This is a genomic window from Arthrobacter sp. ZGTC131 (assembly GCF_002929275.1).
Taxonomy (GTDB): Bacteria; Actinomycetota; Actinomycetes; order Actinomycetales; family Micrococcaceae; genus Arthrobacter.
The window spans coordinates 280959-304059 of record NZ_PJIK01000002.1; the positions used below are offsets into that span (position 1 = coordinate 280959).

The 23101-nt window shown below is 66.5% G+C and carries 22 protein-coding genes and 3 tRNA genes; 18 read left to right on the forward strand and 7 right to left on the reverse strand.

Annotated features, from left to right (window positions below; all coding sequences use genetic code 11):
* Positions 1-79: 79 nt before the first annotated feature.
* A complete protein-coding gene (locus CXQ90_RS04290; RefSeq protein WP_104137215.1) occupies positions 80-880 on the reverse strand; it encodes a DUF1295 domain-containing protein in 801 nt (266 codons plus the stop codon).
* A complete protein-coding gene (locus tag CXQ90_RS04295) occupies positions 877-1602 on the reverse strand; it encodes an alpha/beta hydrolase (protein WP_258064366.1) in 726 nt (241 codons plus the stop codon). Before CXQ90_RS04295 ends, CXQ90_RS04290 begins: the two co-directional genes overlap by 4 nt.
* A 127-nt stretch (positions 1603-1729) precedes the next feature.
* Between CXQ90_RS04295 and CXQ90_RS04300 the strand changes: the two genes are divergently transcribed.
* The 6 genes from CXQ90_RS04300 to CXQ90_RS04325 all read left to right on the forward strand — a co-directional run bounded on the left by CXQ90_RS04300 (position 1730) and on the right by CXQ90_RS04325 (position 8042).
* Positions 1730-3205 carry a YibE/F family protein gene (locus CXQ90_RS04300; protein ID WP_104137218.1) on the forward strand — a complete coding sequence of 492 codons (1476 nt, stop codon included), beginning with the start codon at positions 1730-1732 and terminating at the stop codon, positions 3203-3205.
* A gap of 53 nt (positions 3206-3258) precedes the next feature.
* Entirely contained in the window at positions 3259-4440 is a 1182-nt protein-coding gene (gene dusB / locus CXQ90_RS04305) for a tRNA dihydrouridine synthase DusB (RefSeq protein WP_104137220.1), read from the forward strand.
* Between the two features lie 22 nt (positions 4441-4462).
* On the forward strand, positions 4463-5752 hold the full coding sequence (locus CXQ90_RS04310; protein WP_104137451.1) for a deoxyguanosinetriphosphate triphosphohydrolase: 1290 nt from the start codon (positions 4463-4465) through the stop codon (positions 5750-5752).
* A 52-nt stretch (positions 5753-5804) separates the two neighbouring features.
* Positions 5805-7682 carry a DNA primase gene (gene dnaG / locus CXQ90_RS04315; protein ID WP_104137221.1) on the forward strand — a complete coding sequence of 626 codons (1878 nt, stop codon included), beginning with the start codon at positions 5805-5807 and terminating at the stop codon, positions 7680-7682.
* 88 nt (positions 7683-7770) lie between these two features.
* A tRNA-Asn gene (locus CXQ90_RS04320) sits at positions 7771-7843 on the forward strand.
* 126 nt (positions 7844-7969) lie between these two features.
* Positions 7970-8042 (forward strand) — tRNA-Asn (locus tag CXQ90_RS04325).
* Positions 8043-8106: 64 nt separating this feature from the next.
* Here the strand turns inward: CXQ90_RS04325 and CXQ90_RS04330 are convergent.
* Genes CXQ90_RS04330 through CXQ90_RS04340 form a run of 3 tightly spaced genes read right to left on the reverse strand, consistent with a single transcriptional unit; the run spans position 8107 to position 10009 of the window.
* Complete coding sequence (locus CXQ90_RS04330; RefSeq protein WP_104137223.1) at positions 8107-8514, reverse strand: hypothetical protein; 408 nt, start codon at positions 8512-8514, stop codon at positions 8107-8109.
* A 51-nt stretch (positions 8515-8565) separates the two neighbouring features.
* Positions 8566-8745, reverse strand: a complete 180-nt coding sequence (locus tag CXQ90_RS04335; RefSeq protein ID WP_104137224.1) for a hypothetical protein — start codon at positions 8743-8745, stop codon at positions 8566-8568.
* 34 nt (positions 8746-8779) lie between these two features.
* Positions 8780-10009, reverse strand: coding sequence for a multidrug effflux MFS transporter (locus CXQ90_RS04340; protein ID WP_104137225.1), 1230 nt, complete (start codon positions 10007-10009; stop codon positions 8780-8782).
* 172 nt (positions 10010-10181) lie between these two features.
* Here CXQ90_RS04340 and CXQ90_RS04345 point away from each other — a divergent pair, with 172 nt between their 5' ends.
* The 6 genes from CXQ90_RS04345 (at position 10182) to CXQ90_RS04370 (ending at position 15522) form a co-directional block, all read left to right on the forward strand.
* Positions 10182-11063 (forward strand): phage holin family protein, encoded by an 882-nt coding sequence (locus CXQ90_RS04345; RefSeq protein ID WP_104137227.1) that lies wholly within the window; start codon positions 10182-10184, stop codon positions 11061-11063.
* A 55-nt stretch (positions 11064-11118) separates the two neighbouring features.
* On the forward strand, positions 11119-11742 hold the full coding sequence (locus CXQ90_RS04350; RefSeq protein ID WP_104137228.1) for a CDP-alcohol phosphatidyltransferase family protein: 624 nt from the start codon (positions 11119-11121) through the stop codon (positions 11740-11742).
* Positions 11742-12650, forward strand: a complete 909-nt coding sequence (locus tag CXQ90_RS04355) for a DMT family transporter (protein WP_104137230.1) — start codon at positions 11742-11744, stop codon at positions 12648-12650. Before CXQ90_RS04350 ends, CXQ90_RS04355 begins: the two co-directional genes overlap by 1 nt.
* Before the next feature lie 95 nt (positions 12651-12745).
* A complete protein-coding gene (locus CXQ90_RS04360) occupies positions 12746-13942 on the forward strand; it encodes a glycosyltransferase (protein ID WP_104137231.1) in 1197 nt (398 codons plus the stop codon).
* 137 nt (positions 13943-14079) lie between these two features.
* Positions 14080-14156 (forward strand) — tRNA-Ile (locus CXQ90_RS04365).
* 175 nt (positions 14157-14331) lie between these two features.
* Complete coding sequence (locus tag CXQ90_RS04370; protein ID WP_104137233.1) at positions 14332-15522, forward strand: acyl-CoA dehydrogenase family protein; 1191 nt, start codon at positions 14332-14334, stop codon at positions 15520-15522.
* Positions 15523-15535: 13 nt separating this feature from the next.
* On the opposite strand, the gene CXQ90_RS04375 is transcribed toward CXQ90_RS04370, so the two are convergent.
* Positions 15536-16072: a M23 family metallopeptidase gene (locus CXQ90_RS04375; RefSeq protein ID WP_104137234.1), complete on the reverse strand. Its 537-nt coding sequence runs from the start codon at positions 16070-16072 to the stop codon at positions 15536-15538.
* Between the two features lie 420 nt (positions 16073-16492).
* Here CXQ90_RS04375 and rpsB point away from each other — a divergent pair, with 420 nt between their 5' ends.
* From rpsB to CXQ90_RS04405, 6 genes are all read left to right on the forward strand, one after another.
* Positions 16493-17392: a 30S ribosomal protein S2 gene (gene rpsB, locus CXQ90_RS04380; protein WP_104137236.1), complete on the forward strand. Its 900-nt coding sequence runs from the start codon at positions 16493-16495 to the stop codon at positions 17390-17392.
* 126 nt (positions 17393-17518) lie between these two features.
* Complete coding sequence (gene tsf / locus CXQ90_RS04385; protein ID WP_104137237.1) at positions 17519-18355, forward strand: translation elongation factor Ts; 837 nt, start codon at positions 17519-17521, stop codon at positions 18353-18355.
* Between the two features lie 126 nt (positions 18356-18481).
* Complete coding sequence (pyrH, locus tag CXQ90_RS04390; RefSeq protein WP_104137239.1) at positions 18482-19216, forward strand: UMP kinase; 735 nt, start codon at positions 18482-18484, stop codon at positions 19214-19216.
* A 98-nt stretch (positions 19217-19314) separates the two neighbouring features.
* Positions 19315-19872 carry a ribosome recycling factor gene (gene frr / locus CXQ90_RS04395; RefSeq protein WP_104137240.1) on the forward strand — a complete coding sequence of 186 codons (558 nt, stop codon included), beginning with the start codon at positions 19315-19317 and terminating at the stop codon, positions 19870-19872.
* Positions 19872-20795: a phosphatidate cytidylyltransferase gene (locus CXQ90_RS04400; protein WP_104137242.1), complete on the forward strand. Its 924-nt coding sequence runs from the start codon at positions 19872-19874 to the stop codon at positions 20793-20795. Before frr ends, CXQ90_RS04400 begins: the two co-directional genes overlap by 1 nt.
* Positions 20796-20940: 145 nt before the next feature.
* Complete coding sequence (locus CXQ90_RS04405) at positions 20941-21525, forward strand: DivIVA domain-containing protein (RefSeq protein ID WP_104137243.1); 585 nt, start codon at positions 20941-20943, stop codon at positions 21523-21525.
* A 106-nt stretch (positions 21526-21631) separates the two neighbouring features.
* Here CXQ90_RS04405 and CXQ90_RS04410 read toward each other — a convergent pair whose 3' ends face one another.
* Positions 21632-23098, reverse strand: a complete 1467-nt coding sequence (locus tag CXQ90_RS04410) for a cation acetate symporter (RefSeq protein ID WP_104137245.1) — start codon at positions 23096-23098, stop codon at positions 21632-21634.
* Positions 23099-23101 lie beyond the last annotated feature (3 nt).

Sequence of the window (23101 nt, forward strand, 5' to 3'; positions counted from 1 at the left end):
GCCGCGCGTGCCGCGAGTCAGTTGCGGCGCCGCCGGCGCCGCCGCGAGTCAGTGGCGCGGCGGTCAGTGGCACCGCGAGTCAGTGGCGCCGGGGCGGCCAGGGGATGAAGCCGCTCGTGGACTCCACATACTCGCGGTACCCCGGGCGGCCGGACATGGCTTTTTCCGTGAGCGGCTTTCCGGTCTTGCCTGCCAGAGTCCAGATCATCAGCGCGGGGGAGAGAACTGTCAGGGCCCCGGGCCAGGAATCCGCCGCGATGAGGAACAGCCCGGCCCACACGGCGGCGTCGCCGAAGTAATTCGGGTGGCGGGTGTAGCGCCACAGCCCGGTGTTCAGCACCGTTCCGCGCCGCGACGGGTCCGCCTTGAACCGCGCGAGCTGCCGGTCACCCACGGTCTCGAAGAAGAATCCGATCAGCCAGCACAACAGCCCGGCGACGGCCAGCGCCCCCACCGGTCCCGTGCTGAACATGCCCACCTGGACGGTCAAGGACACGAAGAACATCACCACGCCCTGGGGCAGGTACACCCGGCGGAGGGCGTAAACGTTCCGCGAGCCGGGCGCACCTTCAAGCATCGCGGCATAGCGCGGGTCCTCGTGGCCGCCGCGGGCCCGCCGGCCGATGTGCGTGCCGAGCCGGAGCCCCCAGATGCCCGTCAGCACGAGCAGCAGCAGCCGCCGAGTGTCATCTCCGGCGCCGGACGAGAGTACAAAGGAGACCGCTGCGACAGCGACGAAACCCGGCCCCCACGCCACGTCCATCACCGAGTGCCGGCCCTGGGCCACGGCCACCGCAAAAGTCACGCCAAGCACGACGAGAACGGCAAGCGCCGCCCACGGCAGGGCGGCCAGGAACGCGTCCAGCGGGAACGGGCTCACAGCACAACCGGGACGTTACCGGAGGGCGGCACCAGCCGGTCCAGCGCGGCAGCCGCTGAGGACGGCTTGGCCCCGACCGTGCCGGTCCTGTCGCTGAAGGCCTTCATCAGGAATCCGGTGGCCAGCGTGTGCCAGAGCCGCACGCGCCGGAACATGAAGTGGCCGGCACCGCGGAGCGAGACGTACTGCACCACATCGGCGTGCTGACCGGCACGCCGGGCGAACCGCAATGATGCGGCCGGACTTGTCCAGCGGTCCTGGTCGCCGTGCACGATCAGGAGCTTCCGCCCGGTCACCGGCGCGGCCGGTGTTGCGTCGGTCAGCCACGGAGCCAGTGCCACCACGGCGTCCACCTGGGGATCGTCCGCAACGCAGATGGCGGTGAGGCCGCCCATGGAGTGCCCCAGCAGGTACACGGGCAGCCCGGGGTGCGCTTCGCGGATCTTCGCCAGCGCCCAGCGGGCGTCCTTCAGGGGGGACATCTCGCCGCCGTTCCAGCCGCGCACCCGGTTCCGCAGGATCCACACCGCCAGGCCGCGCTTCTTCCCCGCCCGATGCAGATGCCGCGCAAACGGCACCATCCGGGCCGGGCTCAAATGCCGGGCCTCGACCGGCTCGAAACTGTGCGACCGGCCGCCGTGAAGGACCAGCGCCACGCCGCGCGTGGTTCCCGCCGGGCGCAGGATGGTCAGGACAGCTTCCGACGGCGATCCCTCCGGCAGCGCTGCGGGTTCCGTTTCGTGCCGGTCAGTTCTGCGCTGGCTCACTCCTGTGTCCTCCGACTTCCTAGGTCTATTTATCAACATTAAGGTGACCGCCGTAGAGTTCAAGCATGAGGTCTAACTGCTGATGGGTTCCGGTCACTCTCACGGCCACACAGAGCATTCGGAGCCAACGGCCCAAGCGATTGCCGCCCGCAGGAAAGCAAACAGGATTCTGGCCGCGGTGCTGATTCCGCTGACCCTGCTGACGCTCGCGGCCATGGCGGCGCTCTGGCCCTCCGGCAGCCGAGAGGGCCTGACGCTGGCCAACCCCTACGCCGCGGCCCCCGGTGTCACCTTCGATACGGGGCGGATCCAGCGAGTCGTCACGGAGAGTTGCAGTCCGGCGACCGGACAGGACCCGCCACAGGGTTCCCAGGGCGGCGCCCAGGACGGCGGCGGATCACAGTGCATGTTCGCTTTCACCGAGCCGGACAAGGGCGGAAACCCGGTCAAGGTGGTGATCAACCCGGACGTCGCCAAATCGCACGGCGTCCAGGTGGGCGACAACATCCGCTACCTCAACCTCTCCAACGCCCAAGGCGCGGCCGCCGCCCAGGGCACGCCGTCGTACATCTTCGTGGATTTTGTCCGGACCATGCCCATCATCCTGCTGGCCGTCCTTTACGCCCTGGTGGTGGTGGCCGTGGCGCGCTGGCGCGGGCTCCGCGCCCTGATCGGCCTCGTCGGCGCCTACTTTGTGCTGGTGAGCTTCATGCTTCCCGGACTCGTGGAGGGGAAACCGCCGCTGCTGCTGGCGCTCGTGGGATCCACGGTGATCATGATCGGGGTGCTGTACTTCGCGCACGGCTTCTCGGCGCGGACGTCCACCGCGCTGCTGGGAACCATGTTCGGGCTCGCCATCACGGCGCTGCTGGCCGCCTGGGCAACGGATGCGGCGAACCTCGCCGGCGTGGGCAGCCATGACGCCGCCACCCTGGTCAACATCTCGGGCAGCATCTCCATCTCCGGCATCATCCTGTGCGGGCTCATCATTTCCGGGCTCGGCGTGCTGAACGACGTCACCATCACCCAGTCGTCAGCGGTGTGGGAACTGTATGAACTGGCGCCGGCCACCAGCGCCCGCAAGCTGTTCACGTCGGCGATGAGGATCGGCCGGGACCACATCGCCTCCACTGTGTACACCATTGCCTTCGCGTACGCCGGCGCGGCGCTGCCCATCCTCATCATCGTGATGCTTTACGACCGCCAGCTCGGCGAAGCGCTCACCAGCGCCGAGCTCTCCGAGGAAGTCATCCGCACGCTGGTGGGGTCGATCGGCCTGGTCCTGGCCATTCCGGTCACCACGCTCATCGCCGTATTCGTGGTCAAGGCCACCGGCATCCGCACCGGCGGGCGGACCGCAGTGACGCCCGACGACGTCGACGACACCGGTGCCCTCGCTGCGGCGGCGGCAGTGGCCGGGGAAAGCCCGACGGCGGAAACCCAGCCAGCAGAAAGGCCGACGGCGGGAGCCCCGCCAGTGGAAGGCACGACGGCGGGCGAGGACCCCGCGCCGCAGGCCGAGACCCGGCGGGGAAGGCGGGCCGCCCCGCGCGGCTGAGCGCCGTCGTCGGGCGTTCTGTTCGATTTGCCCGGCTTTGAGACAATGGACAGGTGACTGTTGTAGCTACGCCTCCTGCCCCCAAGCTGGAACTTCCGCCGCTGAAACTCGGCCCCATCACCGTGGACACCCCGGTGGTGCTGGCACCCATGGCCGGAATCACCAACACCGCCTTCCGCAGGCTCTGCCGTGAATACGGCGGCGGCATGTACGTGGCGGAGATGGTCACCTCCCGCGCACTGGTCGAACGCACGCCGGAGTCGCTGCGCATCATCTCGCACGACGACGACGAGAAAGTCCGCTCCGTCCAGCTCTACGGCGTGGACCCCGTCACGGTGGGCCAGGCAGTGCGCATGCTCGTCGACGAGGACCGGGCGGACCACATCGACCTCAACTTCGGCTGCCCCGTGCCCAAGGTCACCAGACGCGGCGGCGGCTCGGCCCTGCCCTGGAAGATCGACCTCTTCACCGCCATCGTGCAGACCGCGGTCAGGGAAGCGTCCAAAGGCGGCATCCCGCTGACCATCAAGATGCGCAAGGGCATCGACGACGACCACCTGACGTACCTCGACGCCGGCCGCATCGCCCGCGATGCCGGTGTTGCCGCCGTCGCGCTCCACGGACGCACTGCCGCGCAGTTCTACTCCGGCCAGGCCGACTGGTCCGCGATCGCCCGCCTGCGGGAGGCCCTCCCTGACATCCCCCTGCTGGGCAACGGCGACATCTGGTCCGCGGAGGACGCCGTGCGCATGGTCCGCGAAACGGGCGTCGACGGCGTGGTGGTGGGCCGCGGCTGCCAGGGCCGTCCCTGGCTTTTCGGTGACCTGCAGGCCGCCTTCGAAGGAAGCGACAAGCGGCACCGCCCGGGCCTGCGCCAGGTGGCCGAAGGCGTCTACCGCCATGCCGAGCTCATGGTGGAAACCTTCGGCAACGACGAATACAAGGCCCTGCGCGAGATTCGCAAGCACATGGCCTGGTACTTCAAGGGCTACGTCGTGGGCGGCGAACTGCGCGCCAAGCTGGCCACAGTGCCCACTCTCGAGGTGCTGCGCGAACTGCTGGACCAGCTGGACATGGACCTGCCCTACCCGGGTGTCGATTCGGAAGGCCCGCGCGGCCGTGCCGGTTCGCCCAAGAAACCGGCCCTGCCCAAGGACTGGCTGCTGAGCAGGCAGATGGACGCGGACCAGACCCGCGACATCTCCGCGGCGGAACTGGATGTGTCCGGTGGGTGAAAGCCAGCTCGCCGAGAGCCAGCTGGTCCCCGCCCGGGGGCCGTCCCTGTCCCTGCCCGGTTACCGGCCGCATGACTCCGCCCGCTGGGTGGAGGAACCGCCCAAAAACACCTACCGGTCCGATTTCGAGCGTGACCGTGCCCGCGTGCTGCACTCCTCGGCCCTGCGCCGGCTTGGTGCCAAGACCCAGGTGGTGGCGCCGGACACGGATGACTTTGTCCGCACCCGGCTGACGCACAGCCTCGAGGTGGCGCAGGTGGGCCGTGAGCTCGGACGTGCCCTGGGCTGCGATCCGGATGTGGTGGACACTGCCTGCCTCAGCCACGACCTCGGGCACCCGCCGTTCGGCCATAACGGCGAGTCGGCGCTGAACGAGATGGCGCACGCAATCGGGGGCTTCGAAGGCAACGCGCAGACGCTCAGGCTGCTCACGCGGCTCGAGCCGAAGGTCCTGGACACCGAGGGCCGGCCGGCCGGCCTGAACCTGACGCGGGCCAGCCTCGACGCAGCGGCGAAGTACCCCTGGTCCGCCTTGGACGCCCCGGTGATCCACGGCCAGCGCACCAGCAAGTTCGGCGCCTACGAGGACGATCTGCCCATCTTCAAGTGGATCAGGGACGGCGCGCCGGAGCGGCGGTCGTGCCTCGAGGCCCAGGTCATGGACCTTGCGGACGACATTTCGTACTCCGTCCACGACGTCGAGGACGCGATCGTCGCCGGCCATTTCCAGCTGCGCTGGATGGACAACCCGGACCACCGGGCCCGGGTGGTGGGCTATGCCAAGCAGTGGTACCTGCCCCACAACGATCCCGCTGCCATCGATGCCGCCCTCGCCCGGCTGGAGGCCACGGACGTCTGGGTGCGCGAGGCCGACGGCAGCCGCAAGTCCATGGCGGCCCTGAAGGACATGACCAGCCAGTTGATCGGCCGGTTCTGTCAGAGCGCCCTCGAGACCACGCGCGCCGTCTACGGTCCGGAAAACCTGACACGCTACAGGGCCGAACTCATGGTCCCGGACGAGACCGTCATGGAAATCGCCGTGATGAAGGGCCTGGCCACCACGTTCGTGATGACCACGGACCACCGCCAGCCCATCTACGAGCGGCAGCGTGAGGTCCTCCATGCCCTCGTGACGTCCCTGAACGCCTCCGGGGACCGGCACCTGGAACCGATGTTCGCCGCCGACTGGCGCGACGCCGCCGACGACGGCGCCCGGCTCCGCGTGGTCATCGACCAGGTGGCCTCGCTGACGGACGGCTCCGCGCTGGCCATGTACGAACGGCTGGTCGGCAGCCTGCCGTCCCTGTGGTGATGGAGGCCATAATCTGCTCTTCGTTGTCCGTCCCCGGGGCTAGGATGGCTTCGTGGCTGGGCTGATCAAACGTGAAGATATCGACGAAGTACGCCAGCGCACGGACATCAAGGAAGTCGTCGACGGCTACGTCACGCTCAAGAGTGCCGGGCTGGGTTCTTTCAAAGGCCTGTGCCCCTTCCACGACGAGCGCTCGCCGTCGTTCACCGTCCGCCCCCAGGCGGGCCGGTACCACTGCTTCGGCTGCGGTGAGGACGGCGACGTCATCGCGTTCGTGCAGAAGCTGGACCACACCTCCTTCCACGAGGCCGTGGAGAAGCTCGCCGCCCGGATCGGCTACGAGCTGCGCTACGAAGACGGCGGCACCGGGCCCAACCGGGAAGAGGTGGGCAAACGCCAGCGCCTCCTGGACGCCCACAAGGTGGCCGATGAGTTCTTCCGCGCGCAGCTGCTGACGCCGGGCGCCGCCGAGGGCCGCAACTTCCTGCACGGGCGCGGCTTCGACCGCGCCGCCGCTGAGCAGTTCGGTGTGGGCTATGCACCGCAGGGCTGGGATGCGCTCCTCAAGCACCTCCGCGGACGCGGCTTTACCGATCAGGAGCTCAAACTGACCGGGATGTTTTCCGAGGGCAACCGGGGGATCTACGACCGGTTCCGCGGCCGCCTCATCTGGCCCATCCGCGACATCGCCGGTGACACCATCGGCTTCGGCGCGCGCAAGCTCTACGAGGACGACCAAGGCCCCAAATACCTCAACACCCCGGAGACCACCCTCTACAAGAAGTCCCAGGTGCTCTACGGGATCGACCTCGCCAAACGGAATATCGCCAGGGAGCGCCAGCTGGTGGTGGTGGAGGGCTACACGGACGTGATGGCGTGCCACCTCGCGGGAATCCCGACGGCGGTGGCCACCTGCGGTACGGCATTCGGTACCGAACACATCAAGATCGCCCGCCGGCTGCTGTCCGACGACGGCACCGGGGGAGAGGTCATCTTCACCTTCGACGGCGACGCCGCCGGCCAGAAAGCTGCCCTGCGGGCCTTCGAGGAGGACCAGCGCTTCACGGCGCAGACCTATGTCGCGGTGGAGCCCACCGGCGCCGACCCCTGCGACCTGCGCCAGACCCGGGGTGACGCCGCCGTCCGCGAGTTGATCGGCACTCGCCGGCCGCTCTTTGAATTCGCTATCCGGGCGGCCCTAAAGCGGCACGACCTGGACACCGTGGAGGGCCGTGTGGCCGCGCTGCGCGAGTCGGCCCCGGTGGTGGCCCAGATCCGCGACGCCGGCATCCGGCCTGCGTATACGCGGGAACTGGCCGGATGGCTGGGGATGTCCATCGAGGACGTGGGCGGCGCTGTCGCCGCCGCCGCCAAGCGCGGCGCACCGGGCCCTTCGCAAAACTCGGCTCCCGGCGTTACTGCGCTTCCACCGTCGGGCGTGCTGCCGTCCTTCAACCGTCCCGACCCGCGGGACCCTGTCGCGTCCATGGAGCGACAGGCGCTGGAGGTGGCCCTCCAGGAGCCGGCGATGCTGGGCGGCGGCATCTGGGAGCGGTTTGCTGCCGTCCGGTTCGCCACTCCCGCCTACCAGGCCGTCCAGGACGCCATGCGTGCGTCCGGACCGGGACTCATCGGGGACCCGGTGAGGTGGGTGGAACAGGTGATGCAGGAGGTGCCGGAGCCCCTCCGGCCGCTGGTTTCGGAGCTTGCAGTCGTGCCGCTGCCGGCGAGCAACGCCGAGGGCGTGCTCAAATACTGTCGTGACATCCTGGCCCGGCTTTTCGAACTGCAGATCACGCGAGTCAAGGCGGACAAGATGGGGCAGCTGCAGCGGCTGGACGCCTCCGCCCACCCGGAGGAATTCCAGCGGCTGAACCGCGAACTGATGATGCTGGAAATGGAGCGCCGCTCGCTGCGCTCCGACGCCTGACTCGCCTCTAGGCAACGCGCGGAGCAGCCCGTCCCGGCGCCGATTTCGTTTCCCGGCGGAGTCTTTGCTAGGCTTATACCCGCTTCATTCCTCCTTAGCTCAATTGGCAGAGCATTCGACTGTTAATCGAAGGGTTGCTGGTTCAAGTCCAGCAGGAGGAGCGCTCAGTCCCCGTTCCGGGCCTCCGGAACGGGGACTTTTTTATACCCTGGAAGGGTATCGCGGGGCCGTTGCTGCGCCGATTTCCCATAGCGGCAAGACCTTTGCTAATGTCATACCTGCTTCATTCCTCCTTAGCTCAATTGGCAGAGCATTCGACTGTTAATCGAAGGGTTGCTGGTTCAAGTCCAGCAGGAGGAGCAAGTTGCAGCCCCCGGTCTCCTAGAGGCCGGGGGCTGTTGTCTTTTGACCGCCCGAGCCTCGCTCAGACGAAGTCCATCTCCACTTGGAGGAACCTCTCGGCCTCGGCCACGGCCGCCTCGAAGGCCTCCCTTTCGGTGGGCGACTTCCGGGGCTCCCGGGGATGCCACTCGTGCGGAGAGGAATGGACGCGGGTGAACCCGCCGTCGGGCGGGGCGTAAAAGATGCCGAAGCGCTGCACCGGCCATTCCGGGGATGTTTCAGGGGCCACCAGCAGGGCCGCATTGAAGGCCGGGTTGAACCACTGGGCGATGGGCCGGCGTCGGTCTTCGGTGAAAAGTCCCGCCGCATAGAGAGCCGCCGACTGCGCACTGGTCTGTGTGCACAGCCGGTCCCACCACAACGGCAGTATGCCGGCGTCACACCGCTGCCACGTGGCCGGAAGTGGAGGATGATCCTGCCAGTGGGGCACGTATCAACTTTATCGCGCGCGGGGCCGCGCCGAACAGATGGGCGGCGGCTCTCAGGGCCGGTTCCACGGTCCCGGGTTGAGGCGGTACAGCAGCGCCGAACCCGCCACGGCGCCGAGGATCATGCCCAGCGCCGGGTATCCCATTGCCCGGCCTGCGAAGTACCCTGCCACCGCTCCGAGGACCGCTCCAACGAACAGCCCGCGGCCGTTGCGGTGGGGTTTGCGAGTCATGCTGCCAGACTACTGGCTGAGGGCAGCCCGGGGGCTAGTGGATGGATGGGACGGTCCGGGGCCTGACCACGAGCCACAGCGCTGCGGCGGCGAGGAAGATGCAGCATGCCTGCACGGCACCCATGGGAGTGGCGGAGCTGCCGCCCAGCCAGCCCACCACGGGCGAGATGAGGCCGGCCATCATGAAGGTGGAGGCGCCCAGCAGCGACGCCGCCGTGCCGGCCTGCGCGCCGTGGCTGGACAGTGCCAGGACCTGCACGCTCGGGAAGGTGAAGCCCGTGCCGAGGATGTAGAACCACAGCGGCACCATCACGCCCCAGAGCCCGAACCCCAGCTGGTCGAAGATGACGATCAGTACGGCCATCAGGAACATCCAGGCGGTGGAGCCGGCAAGAATCCACTGCGGAGGCACCCGCCGGATGAGCCTGGAGCTGGTCTGGACGCCGGCCACGATTCCCAGTGAGTTGATGCCGAACAGCAGGCCGTACTGCTGCGGCGTGAACCCGTAGATGTCCTGGAACAGGAACGGTGATGCGGACAGGTACGTGAACAGCCCCGCGAAGTTCATGCCGCCAAGCATCAGCAGGCCGACGAAGACCCGGTCGGAGAAGAGCGCACGGTACCGCTGCCCGGCCGTCAGCCCCGACAGTCCGCGCTTCTCACGCGGCAGCGTCTCGCGGACCAGGAACATCGCGGCAACAATGACCAGCGTGCCGTAGCACGCCAGGAACACGAAGATGCCCGGCCACGGCATGACCAGGAGCAGCTGTGATCCGATGACGGGCGCCAGGATCGGGGCCAGCCCGTTGACCAGGGCCATGCGTGAGAACATCCGGACCATGGCGTAGCCGCTGAAGAGGTCGCGCACCATGGCCATGGCCACCACACCGCCGCCGGCGGCGCCAATGCCCATCAGGACACGGAACACGCCCAGCGTGGCAATGTCCGTGGAAAGCGCGGCCCCGATCGAGGCGGCGATGTGCACGGCGGTGGCCAGGATGAGGGGCATCCTCCGGCCGAACTTGTCACTGAACGGGCCGACCACGAGTTGCCCCAGCGCAAAGCCGAGCGTTGTGCCGGTCAGCGTCAGCTGGACGGCGGCCTCCGATACGCCCAGGCTTGCCTCCAACGCGGGGAAGGCAGGTAGGTAGAGGTCCACGGTAAACGGACCCAGGGCCGTGAGGGCGCCGAGAAGAAGGATGTAGAGGAATTTCTGACGGCGGCTGAGCGCGTCGCCCGGGTTGATGGTGGTCACAGAGACCAATCCTAGGGCGCAAAGATCATACTTTTACAGCGTTGCAGGGCTCGCCGGAAAGTATTTCCAGAAGTTGTGGCTGACCCTGAATGATAGTTTTGTCAGCGGGGACGCGATGTGCCACAGTCCGCCCCGCAGAAGCGGAAGAAGAATCGACTATGGAACCAGTTAGGCGGAACCTATGAGCGGGCGTCACAGCGGGCGGGCCAACCAAGGATTGCGTATTACTGCGCTGCCAAAAACGTTGAAGCTCATCTTCCAACTGGCGCCGCGCCAGCTCAACGACGAGATCGCGCTGGCCAAGGTTGAAGTCAAGCGCAAAGGCAAGCAGCTCGGCGTTGCCGGAGCGTTCTTCGGAGTGGCCGCCGTGTTCGCCGCTTTCCTGCTGACCGGACTGATCGTCGCCGCCATCATGGGACTCGCCACCATCATGCCCGCCTGGCTCGCGGCACTGCTCGTATGCGCCGTGTTCCTGATCATTGCCCTCATCGGCGGGCTCATCGGCCTCCGGAAGTTCAAGAAGGCCATGCCGCTCGTCCCGGAGGACACCATCCGCGGCCTCAAGCACGATCTTGGCATCGCCAAGGAAGGCTCTGACTTCGACGCCGCCGTGCTGGACCCGAATTCGCCGCAGGCCAAGGCAGCCAAGGAAGCCAAGGAGGCGGCCAAGGCCAAGGAGAAGGCAGACAAGGAAGCCAAGGCAAAAGCCGAGGCGATTGACCTGCCTGCCCCTACCGAGCCTGAACTCCGCCGCCGCCTGCACCAGCGCCGCGAGCACCTCAAGGGCGCACGGGACGAGCTCGGTGAGGAGCTGGACGTCAAGCCCCAGGGCGAGGCCCTGCTTGCCGTTGCCCGGCACCGGCTGGACACGGGCAAGGACAGGTTCCGGGAGGGCAAGGAGAGGGCTGCCGAAAAGGTCGCAGCACTCTCGTCATCGGCCCGTTCCGGAGAGGCCTCCGGTACCCTTCCGGGGCAGCTGGAAGCCCGGTGGAAGCCGCTGCTCGCCTTCGCCGCATCCACTGCCGTCCTGCTCGCCCTGCTGCGCAAACTATTCAAGAGCTGAGCGCTGCCCTGATCTTTGACAGGAAGACGCCGCCCGCCATGGAGAGGGGGACCGGATGAGGTTCATCGGCGCTGGTTCCCGGCCCGGCCAGCCGCACGTCGACCGCGATCTGGTCTTCACCGTCCCTAACCTCCTCACCGTGCTGCGCTTTATGGGCGTGCCGCTCTTCATCTGGCTCGTGCTCGCGCAGAAGGAGTACGGCCTCGCCGTGCTGGTGCTGGCCATCATGGGAAGCACCGACTGGGTGGACGGGTACGTCGCGCGGCGGTTCAATCAGACCTCAAAGCTGGGCCGGGTCCTGGACCCCATCGCCGATCGGCTGGCGCTGATATCGGTGGCGGTCACGCTGGTGATAGCCGGAGTGGTCCAGTGGTGGTACCTGGCAGCCCTGGTGGTGCCGGATGCCGTGCTGCTCGCGATGTCGCTCTTCTATTTCCACGGCCATCCGGACCTGCCCGTCAGCCTGGTGGGCAAAGCCCGCACCGGACTGCTGCTGCTGGGAACTCCGCTCCTGGTGCTCTCGAAACTCCCCATCCCCTTTGCGGATGCCTACTTCGTCACGGCCTGGATCGTGCTCGGCCTGGGGCTGATCGGCCACTGGGTGGCCGCCTACAACTATTTCTGGGCCATCCGCCGGAAGGGCAAAACGCTCAAGGACGACGACGGCGGGCACAGCTGATGGTGTGGATTGCGGTTTTCCTTGCGGTACTGGGCGCATTTTTCCTGGCCTTCGGGGCCCAGCGCCAGGGGAGTGCAGTCAAAGCCGATACCGGTGGGCTGGCGCTCAGCTCCAACGGATTCCTGCGGCTCCTGCGGAATCCCCGGTGGGTCCTCGGGCTCCTGCTTTTGTGCATGGGCATGGCGATGAACGCCGTCGCCCTGGTGTCGGCCCCGCTGACGGTGGTGCAGCCCATCGGAGCCATTGCCCTGGTGATCACCACCGTGGTGAACGCCAAGGACCAGGGGCTGAGCATCAACCGGGCCACGGTGGTGGCGATCTCCGGGTGCGTCACTGGCTCGGCACTGTTCGTCCTGCTTGCCGTGAACGTTACGCAGGAAAACCACCACGTCAGTTTTGACGACGAACTCACTATTGTGCTGCTGCTCGCCCTGGCCGTGGGGATCTTCGGCACGCTGGCGGCCATGTTCAAGCACCGCATGAGCGCCTTCGTCTACATCCTTGGCGCCGGGGTTTTGTTCGGATTCGTGGCGGTGCTGACCCGGATCATCGGCAAGCACCTCCTCGATCCGAACGGCCTTGGCCTGCTGAATGTGCAGTGGTACTCGGTGCTCGCCATAGTAGCGGCCGGCGGCCTGGGATCTTGGTTCGTGCAGAGCGCGTACTCCACCGGTCCGCCCGACCTCGTGATTGCCGGGCTGACGGTGATCGACCCCATTGTGGGCATCGCTATCGGCATCGCCATCCTCGGCGAACTGCGTCCGGATGTCCACGCCGTCATGGCGATTGCCATGGGTACGGCAGCATCCCTTGCTATCGTGGGGGTGATAGCCCTCTCCAGGCACCACCCCGAGGTGACCAAGCGGAAGAAAGACGCTCGGAAGGCCGCGGGCAGGGCATCCCACTAGCCGATTTTCACTGCGGGCCAGGCGCCAACGCGCCAGCGGCCACCAGGCGCGGTCAGCCAAAGCCGACCGTACCGTGACCACCAGGAGCTCTCCACGTGACCATGCCCGATGCCCAGCGCCCACTGACCATTCTCATCGCGGCGGACACCTACCCACCCCACGTCAACGGCGCCGCACAGTTCGGCTACAGGCTGGCCAAGGGAATGACGGGCCGCGGACACGACGTCCACGTCCTTGCCTGCCGGCCGGACAAGGGCAAGAGCTTCACCGAGTTCCGCGCTGAGGGCACCGTGCACCGGATCCGTTCCCACTCCGTGCCCACGCACGAGTACTTCCGGATCACCTTCCCCTGGGAAATCAAGAAAGAGATCAGCCTGCTGTTCGACCGCGTCAAGCCCGACGTGGTGCACATCCAGAGCCATTACATGATCGGCGAGCACGTGCTGTACGAAGCCGAGAAGCGCGGCATCCGGATCGTTGCCACCAACCACTTCATGCCCGAGAACCTCAACCCGTTCCTGCCGTTCCCGCAGTGGTTCAAGGACATCATCGGGAAGATCTCCTGGAAGGACATGGGGAAGGTGATGGGCAAGGCGGACGTCGTGACCACGCCTACTCCGCTGGCTGCCAAGGCCATGCACCAGCACGCGTTCCTGCGCAAGGTCCTGCCGCTGTCCAACGGCATCGACTCCGCCGCCTACGAGCCCAGGCCGGACGAAGTCATAGAGCCTCACGCCTACCCCACTGTGCTTTTCGCGGGCCGGCTGGCGGAAGAGAAGCACGTTGATGTGCTGATCCGGGCCGTGGCGGCCAGCCCCGCGGACCTGAACGTGCACCTGGAAATCGTGGGCGGCGGGGAAGTCCGCCCCGCCCTGGAGTCGCTGGTGGAGCGGCTTGGGCTGCGGGACCGGGTGAAGTTCCTGGGAATGGCCAGCGACGAGGACTTGCGGCAGGCCTACATCAAGGCGGACATCTTCTGCATGCCGGGAACGGCGGAGCTGCAGTCGCTCGTGACCCTGGAGGCGATGTCCGCGTCCACGCCCGTGCTGCTGGCCGACGCCATGGCCCTTCCCCATCTGGTGCGGGACGGTGAGAACGGTTACCTGTTCACGCCCAATGACAGCGCCGACCTGGCGGCCAAGCTGACGCGGATCCTGCGCCTGCCGGCCGAGGAGCGGAAGGCCATGGGGCACGCCAGCCGCTGCATGGTGGAGCCCCACAGCATCCAGGGCACCCTTCAGACTTTCGAGGACCTGTACCGCGGCGCGAGCTACGACGACAAGGTGGTCTAAAGCGAAGGTGGTCTAAAGCGAAGGTGGCCTCAAGCCGGCTGCCAGTTTGCTAGAGTGTTTCTGCCCTGCAGATGGCGGGCCCTGGTGATGAACTGCACCCGGGCACGCCATAGCCGGGGCTGCAGTATCCATGGCGTGGGGCTATAGCTCAGCTGGTTAGAGCGCGGGACTCATAATCCTAAGGTCCTCGGTTCAAGTCCGAGTAGCCCTACCATCCTCCACGGGAGCCGCGGCCGACGTTTCGACGCCGGCCGCGGCTCCTTTGTTTTCCGGCGCTGCGGGACACTTTGTTTCCCTGCACATCTGCGGTAAGTTACTGACCAGTAACATACCGCAGACGCAAGGCGCCCGGCCCCTGGGCCGCTGCTGATCACCCGCGAAGGAACATCATGTCCACAGCTGCCACCGACATCAACAACCTGCCCTACGCCGACGGGGACTTCTTCGCCTTCGAGCAGATGCTCAGCAGCAAGGAGCAGGACAGGCTGGCCGAGATCCGCGTCTTCCTCGCCCGTGAAGTGAAGCCCATTGCGGTGGACTGCTGGAACCGGGGCGAGTTTCCGATGGAGCTGATCCCCAAGCTCGCCGAGCTCGACCTGGTCAGCCCGGTGCGGCGGCAGGGCCACTCCAACCTCTTCGCGGGCATTATGCACGCCGAGGTCACCCGCGCGGACACGTCCATCGCCACGTTCATGGGTGTGCATGACGGCCTCTTCACCGGGTCCATCGAGGCGCTCGCTTCCCGCGAGCAGCAGGACGCGTGGCTTCCGGACATCTACTCACTCCGGAAGATCGGCGCCTTCGGCCTCACGGAACCCCTGGGCGGTTCCGACGTCGCCGGCGGAACGCGCACCACGGCCCGACGCGAGGGTGACCACTGGATCCTCAACGGTGCCAAGCGCTGGATCGGGAACGCGACCTTTTCCGACTGGGTGGTCATCTATGCCAAGGACGTCGCCGACAACCAGGTGAAGGCATTCCTTGTGGACACCACGCTTCCCGGGTTCAGCTCGGCCAAGATCGAGAACAAGATATCGCTGCGGACAGTGCAGAACGCGGACATCACGCTCAAGGATGTGGCCGTTCCGGACTTCTTCAAACTCGCCCATGCCAACAGCTTCCGCGACACCAACAAGGTCCTGAAGGTCACCCGCCTCGCGGTTGCCTGGCAGGCCGTGGGCCAGCAGCTTGCTGCCTTCGACGTTGCCCGGCGCTATGCCGTGGAGCGCCACCAGTTCGGACGCCCGCTCGCGTCCTTCCAGCTGGTGCAGAGCCAGCTGGTCCAGATCCTGGGCAATGCCGTCAGCTCCATGGGCATGATGGTCCGGCTTGCCCAGCTCGAAGACGCAGGCCAGGCCAAGGACGAACAGTCCGCGCTTGCCAAGGCGTTCACGACCGCCCGGATGCGCGAGAGCGTGGCCATTGGCCGGAGCCTCCTCGGCGGAAACGGCATCGTGACCGACTTTGAGATGGCCAAGATCTTCGCCGATGCGGAGGCCATCTACTCCTATGAGGGCACCCATGAGATCAATACGCTGGTGACCGGACGGGCCATCACCGGCATCTCGGCCATCGTTTAGTTCAGGGGGTCGTCTAGTTCAGGGGCAGCAGGACCGACGGCCGCAGATCCAGGACGAACTCCAGCGGGTTGACGTACTCGTCTCCGCGGCGCACGCCCCAGTGGACGCAGGGCGCCGGGCCGCAGTGCCCGGTCAGCAGCGTGCCCAGGACCTCGCCTTTGGCTACGGCGTCGCCTTTCGTGAGGGTGCTCGCCACGGGCTCGAAGCTGCTGCGCAGGCCGTTGCCGTGGTCCACCGTGATGACGGGCCGGTCCACCACGATGCCCACAAAGCTCACGGTGCCGGACTCCGGCGAGGTGACCGGCCCGCCGTCGGACGCGGACTTCAGGTCCACGCCCCGGTGGCCGCTGAGCCACGGCTTGTCCGGCGGGTCGAAGGCCCGCAGGAGCGCCGGCCGGGGAGCTAGCGGCCAGCTCCATGAGCCCGCCGCGGCAGCCGGAGGGGCGCTGAAGCCGGTGCGGGCGCCGGGTGCGCCTGCGGTGGGGGAGGTTGAAGGGGCTGTCGAGGCGGTCGCCAGCAGAAGAAGCGCCACGAGCGCGGGAAGTTTCATTCACCCAGCTTGGCCGCCTCCGCCGGCGGCCGGAACGGCCTCCTGGGCGTATGTGGAAAACGCCGCCGGGGCCCCGGAACTGGTGCTTTTGCCGAGTGCCACTGTAGTACACTTGGTGGAGCAGTTTGCTGTGCCCTCAACGTATTCCAGTCTCATGGGTAGCGTCAGCACGCCCCATTCAGGAGTGCGGGGGAGCAGCAGCTGACTACGCGTATCCAGCCCTCCAAAACCGGAAGCGAATGCTTCCTGCCGAGGAGGATTGTGCCTCTTGCGGTCAGGTCCGGCAACGGTCCTGATGAGAAGCGCAATGGATGCCAGGAGCTTGGCCCGCCTGGGCGAAGCTAAATAACCGTCAACTATTGGCAGGGTAAGAGCGCCCGTGGGCTCTCTCATGAATGACCTGCCGGAAGGAGCGTCGGCATGCCCGTCGTAACTATGCGCCAGCTGCTTGACAGCGGCGTCCACTTTGGACACCAGACCCGTCGTTGGAACCCGAAGATGAAGCGCTTCATCTTCACGGAGCGCAACGGCATCTACATCATTGACCTTCAGCAGTCGCTGTCCTACATCGACCGCGCCTACGAGTTCGTGAAGGCCACCGTCGCGCACGGCGGAACCGTACTCTTCGTCGGCACCAAGAAGCAGGCTCAGGAAGCAATTGCCGAGCAGGCCACCCGTGTTGGCCAGCCGTACGTCAACCAGCGTTGGCTCGGCGGTATGCTGACCAACTTCCAGACGGTTGCCAAGCGTATCCAGCGCATGAAGGAACTCGAAGAGATCGACTTCGACGACGTCGCCGGTTCCGCTTACACCAAGAAGGAACTGCTGCTCCTTCGCCGCGAACTCACCAAGCTTGAGTCCAACCTTGGCGGTATCCGCAACCTGACCAAGGCACCCTCCGTGCTCTGGATCGTGGACACCAAGAAGGAACACCTGGCCGTAGACGAAGCCAAGAAGCTCAACATCCCCGTTGTTGCCATCCTGGACACCAACTGCGACCCGGATGAAGTCGACTTCCCGATCCCGGGCAACGACGACGCCATCCGCTCCGTGAACCTCCTCACCCGCGTTGTTGCTGACGCAGTTGCAGAGGGCCTCATCGCCCGCAACCAGCGCGCAACCGGCACTGCCGAGACCCCGGAAGAGCCGCTGGCCGAGTGGGAGCGCGAGCTCCTCGAAGGCAGCAAGTCCGAGGAAGCTCCGGCAGCCGCCGAAGCACCGGCAACCGAAGCTCCGGCAGCCGAGGCACCGGCCGCCGAAGCTGCTCCCGCTGCAGAGGAAGCCCCGGCCGCTGCCGAGGCTACCGACGCCGAGAAGTAAACAACTCCACCGGGATTTCCCGGCTCTGTCCGCAGCGCCGGGTAACTGACAGGATGGCGGCTCACCAGGTGAGCTGCCGTCCTGTCCGTCCGTAAACCACATAAATTTCTAGACAGAGGGGTTCACATGGCGAACTACACTGCCGCTGATATCAAGGCTCTGCGCGAGCGCACCGGCGCCGGCATGATGGATGTCAAGAAGGCTCTCGACGAAGCCAACGGCGACGCCGAGAAGGCCATCGAGATCATCCGCATCAAGGGCCTGAAGGGCGCTACCAAGCGTGAAGGCCGCTCGACCGCTGAAGGCCTGGTTGCTGCCAAGGTTGACGGCGGCGTCGGCGTAATGATCGAGGTCAACTGCGAGACCGACTTCGTCGCCAAAGCTGACAAGTTCATCCAGCTGGCCGACAAGGTCCTCGCCATCGCCGTCGAATCCGGCGCAGCCGACCTCGAGACCCTGCTCGCCACCGACGTCGACGGCAAGCCGCTGTCCGAGGTTGTTGTCGAAGAGGGCGCTGTCCTCGGCGAGAAGGTAGTGGTCCGCCGTATCTCCCGCATCGAGGGCGCCACGGTCGACGCTTACCTGCACAAGACCTCCAAGGACCTCCCGGCCCAGGTCGGCGTTCTGTTCGCTGTTGACGGCGAAGGCGAAACGGCTGTCACCGCAGCCCACGACGTTGCAGTCCACATCGCGGCCATGGCTCCGAACTACCTCTCCCGCGAGGATGTTCCGGCTGAGCTCGTTGAGTCCGAGCGCCGCATCGCCGAAGAGACCGCCAAGGCCGAGGGCAAGCCCGAAGCCGCCATGACCAAGATCGTGGAAGGCCGCGTTACGGGCTTCTACAAGGGTGAAGTCCTGGTTGACCAGGCTTTCGCCAAGGATGCCAAGAAGTCCGTGGCGCAGGTCCTCGCAGAGGCCGGCGTCAAGGGAACCGCCTTCACGCGTTTCCGCGTCGGCTCCTAGTCAGACACGCAAGGGGGGTGGTCACTTCGGTGGCCGCCCCTTTTGCATGCACCGGCCAAGCGGGAATATGAGCTTTGGCCGCGCAGCACGATAATCTAGCTCAGAGTTCACCAACGGGAAGGCACCATGGAAGCCAAAACTTCAGTCCAGTCAGAGAAGAACAGGCGCCGGGTCCTCCTGAAGCTGTCCGGCGAGGTCTTCGGAGGAGGCAAGCTGGGCGTTGACCCGGACACCGTCCGGGGAGTTGCCAAGCAGATCGCCGCCGCCGTTCCCGACGTCGAGGTTGCCATTGTGGTGGGTGGCGGCAACTTCTTCCGCGGAGCCGAACTGTCCCAGAGCGGCATGGACCGCTCCCGCGCCGACTACATGGGCATGCTGGGAACCGTCATGAACTGCCTCGCCCTGCAGGACTTCCTGGAGCAGGCAGGGGTCGAGACCCGGGTCCAGAGCGCCATCACCATGGGCCAGGTAGCCGAGGCGTACATTCCCCGCCGCGCCATCCGGCACATGGAGAAGAACCGGGTCGTGATCTTCGGCGCCGGGGCCGGCCTGCCGTACTTCTCGACCGACACCGTGGCCGCCCAGCGCGCCCTCGAGGTCCACGCAGACGTGGTGCTCATGGCTAAGAGCGGCGTGGACGGCGTCTACACCGCCGATCCCAAGAAGGACCCGGCCGCCGAGAAGCTGGAAAGGCTCAGCTACGACGACGCCCTCCGCCGCGACATCCGGGTCATGGACCAGACCGCGATGACCATGTGCAAGGACAACAACCTGTCCATGGTGGTCTTCGGCATGGAAGGCGAAGGCAACGTCACGCGCGCCATCCGCGGCGAACAGCTGGGAACCCTGGTCACCCCCTAGTTACAGCTAGGATATTTTAGGAAGGTTCCGTCCATCGGGCGGAACCCGGATTGTGAAATGCCCCCGGCCCGCCGGGAACCAATTTCTGAGGAGAGATCGTGATCGAAGAAACCTTGCTCGAAGCCGGGGACAAGATGGACAAGGCGGTTGAGGTAGCCAAGGAAGACTTCGCCTCGATCCGGACCGGCCGGGCAACCCCCGGCCTGTACAACAAGGTGATGGTGGAGTACTACGGCACCCCCACGCCGCTCCAGCAGCTGGCCTCCTTCGCGGTTCCCGATGCCCGCACCATCCTCATCACGCCTTACGACAAGACGGCGCTGCGCGACATCGAACGGGCACTCAGCGATTCGGAGGTCGGCGCCAACCCGTCTAATGACGGCAACGTCATCCGCATCACCATCCCGGATCTCACGCAGGAACGCCGCAAGGAATACGTCAAGATCGTGAAGTCCAAGGGTGAAGAGGCCAAAATCTCCATCCGCAACATCCGGCGCAAGGCCAAGGAAACCCTGGACAGGCTCGTCAAGGATGGCGAGGCAGGGGAGGACGAAGGCAGCCGCGGGGAAAAGGAACTCGACGCCATGACCAAGCAGCACGTCGACGGAATCGATGAGCTGCTTAAGCGCAAGGAAGCAGAGCTGCTCGAAGTCTGATGGGCCAGGCACAGCAGGCCCCCGGAGCGCGGGCCCGATCGCGGACCCGCCAGCCGAGGCCCAACCCGACCCCCGGAGCGGGGCGCAACCTTCCTGCGGCAACCGCCGTCGGATTGGCCATGCTCTTTGCCGTATTGGGCGGTCTGCTGTTCCTGCCGCTCGGCTTCGTCGCCGTCACCACCACCTTTGCCGTGTTCGGCGTGTGGGAAATCTTCCGTGCCCTCGAGGCCAACGGAACACGCCTGCCGATCGTCCCCGTCATGGTCGGCACTGTCGCCATGCCCTTCTCCGCCTACTTCGGCGGACCGGAAAGCCTGTTGTTCGCCATGCTGATCAGCAGCGTGGCCGTGCTCCTGTGGCGGTCTGTCGAGAACGCCACCGGCTCGGCCCGGAGCATCTTCGCCGGCGTCTTCACACTCGCCTGGGTTCCGTTCCTCATCAGTTTCGCCGCGCTGCCGCTCCACGTGGCGGGCGGCGTGACCCCGATCGGCCCCTGGCCCGGCGGAGTGGTGCCGGAGGGGGCATGGCAGGTCGTCATCCTGCTCCTCCTCGTGGTCTCCAATGACACTTTCGGCTACCTGGTGGGAGCGTCCCTGGGCAAGCACCCCATGGCTCCTAAGATCAGCCCCAAGAAATCATGGGAAGGCTTCGCCGGGTCCATCGCCGGCGCCATGCTGATCGGCGTCCTGGCCAGCATCTTCCTGCTGGGCAAGCCCTGGTGGGTGGGCGTGGTCCTGGCAGTGGGCATGGTGGCGTCCGCGACCGCCGGCGACTTCGCGGAGTCCATGGTGAAACGCGAACTGGGCATCAAGGACATGAGCAGCATCCTGCCCGGACACGGCGGGGTCATGGACAGGCTGGACTCTATCGTGTTCGCCTCTCCGGTGGCCTTCATGCTGTTCGTCCTGGTGTCCGGGGCCTGACGCCGGCGCCCGAGACTCCGGGCGTGAGATGCGGCGCCCGGGACTTCGGGCATGACATTCCTGCCCCGCTGCGCCCGCGGCGGCCAACGCGGCGCCCTACAATATTGCGGTTACTACTGAGCTGAAAAGCATTGAAGGAAACAAGGTGAGAGTGGACAGCAAGCGGCAGATTCCCGCGTCTTTTGAGCGTGTGGCACGGACCGACTACGGGTACAACGCCAAGCAGGTGGACCAGTTCCTGCAGCGGGCCCGTGTGTCCCTGGAGACGCCGGCCGCCGCCGTCCACCCCATCAGGAGCGCCGACGTCCGGTCGGTCTCTTTCGACCCCGTCAAGGGCGGATACTCCGCCACGGCGGTTGACGCGGCCCTCGACCGGCTCGAAGACGCCTTCGCCCGGCGGGAACGCGACGAACTCATCGCGGAGCAGGGGGAGGAGGCCTGGCTGCGGCAGATCGGGCAGCTTTCCGGAACGCTGCGGGGCCGCCTGCACAGGCCCGACGGCGACAGGTTCCGCCGCCCGGTCAAGAAGAAGGCACGGAGCTACAACACCAAAGACGTCGACAGGCTGTGCAGGGACCTGATCGGCTACCTCGAGGAGGACAAGCCGCTCAGTGTCGACAACGTCCGGCGGGCCGTCTTCCGCCCGGCGGTCGGCAGTGACGGCTACGAGGAAACCCAGGTGGACGCATTCCTGGACCGTGTGGTCGAACTGATGGCCGCCATCGACTGATCCGGTCACCCCGGAAACCACCCACGCCGGAAACCGCCGCTCCGCCGAAACCGCCCCAGCCGGAAACCGCCGCTCCGCCGAAACCGCCCCAGCCGGAAACCGCCGCTCAGCGTTCCGTGGCCAGTGGCCTTTCGGGCGTGTGGAGCCTGGTCATGACCTTGGTGATGGTCCGCGGCACGCGGGCACTCGTTGCCCGGGACGTCAGGATCATGACGGCAAAGGCGGCAGGCACCGTCCATGCCGCAGGCTGGGCCAGCCAGAACGGCGTCCCGGCCGCCCCGAGCACGGTCCCGGCCACCATGGCCCCGCCGCACAGCACACCTCCGGTCACCATGCCCGCAATGGCGCCGGCATCGGTAAGGCCCCGCCACCAGATCCCGAGCAGCAGCACGGGGCAAATGGTGGACGCCGTGAAGGCGAACACCAGGCCAACACTGCCGGCGAGGGCCAGTGAGTCCGTCATGAACGCCAGGCCCAGCGGCACCATCGCTGAAACCAGCGCTGCAAGCCTGAAGCCGCGGACGCTTCCCCCCAGCACATCCTGGCTGATCACGCCGGCCAGGGAAACCACCAGCCCGGACGTCGTGGACAGGAAGGCGGCGAACGCTCCTGCCACAACGAGGGCGGACAGCAGCTCGCCGGCCGGGCCGTCGATGAGCCGTCCCGGCAGCAGCAGCACCACGGCGTCGGCCTGCCCCGTGTGGGCTAGTCCCGGTGCGAAGACGCGCCCCAGCAGCCCGAACGCGGTGGGGAACAGGTAGAACACGGACAGCAGCCCCAGCACAATCAACGTGGTGCGCCGGGCGGAGTGCCCGTCCGGATTCGTGTAGAAGCGGACCAGGACGTGCGGCAGGCCCAGGGTTCCGAACAGCAATGCCACCAACAGCGAGATGTTTTGGTACGGGCCGGCCGGGGCCAGGCCCGTGGGGTTGGTGGCGGGCGCAGCCTCGCCGGGGAAGTCGTTTCCACCCAGGACGAGGACCATGAAGATGATGGGGACGGCCAGCGCGGTGAGCTTAAGCCAGTACTGGAATGCCTGGACAAAGGTGATCGAACGCATGCCGCCGGCCACCACGGTCAGGCACACCACCACAACCACGGCGGTGGACCCCACCCAGGGCGGCAGGCCCGTGGTGGTCCGGATCGTCAGGGCGGCGCCGTGCAGCTGGGGGACGATGTACAGCCAGCCCACAATGACCACTGCCAGGCTCGTCACCCGGCGCACGGCGAGGGAATCCAGCCTTGCCTCCGTGAAGTCAGGAATTGTGTAAGCCCCCGAGCGCCGGAGCGGGGCCGCCACGAACAGCAGGAGCATCAGGTAGCCGGCCGTGTAACCCACCGGGTACCAGAGGGCATCCGTGCCGGACAGCAGAATCAGGCCGGCCACGCCGAGGAAGCTCGCGGCAGAGAGGTACTCGCCGCCGATCGCCGAGGCATTCCACCAGGGCCGCACGGTGCGGGAGGCGACGTAGAAGTCTCCGGTGGTCCGGGAAATCCGGAGCCCGTAGAATCCGATCACCGCGGTGGCCACGGACACTGCGGTGATGGCGGCGATGCCTACGGCCGGACTCACCGG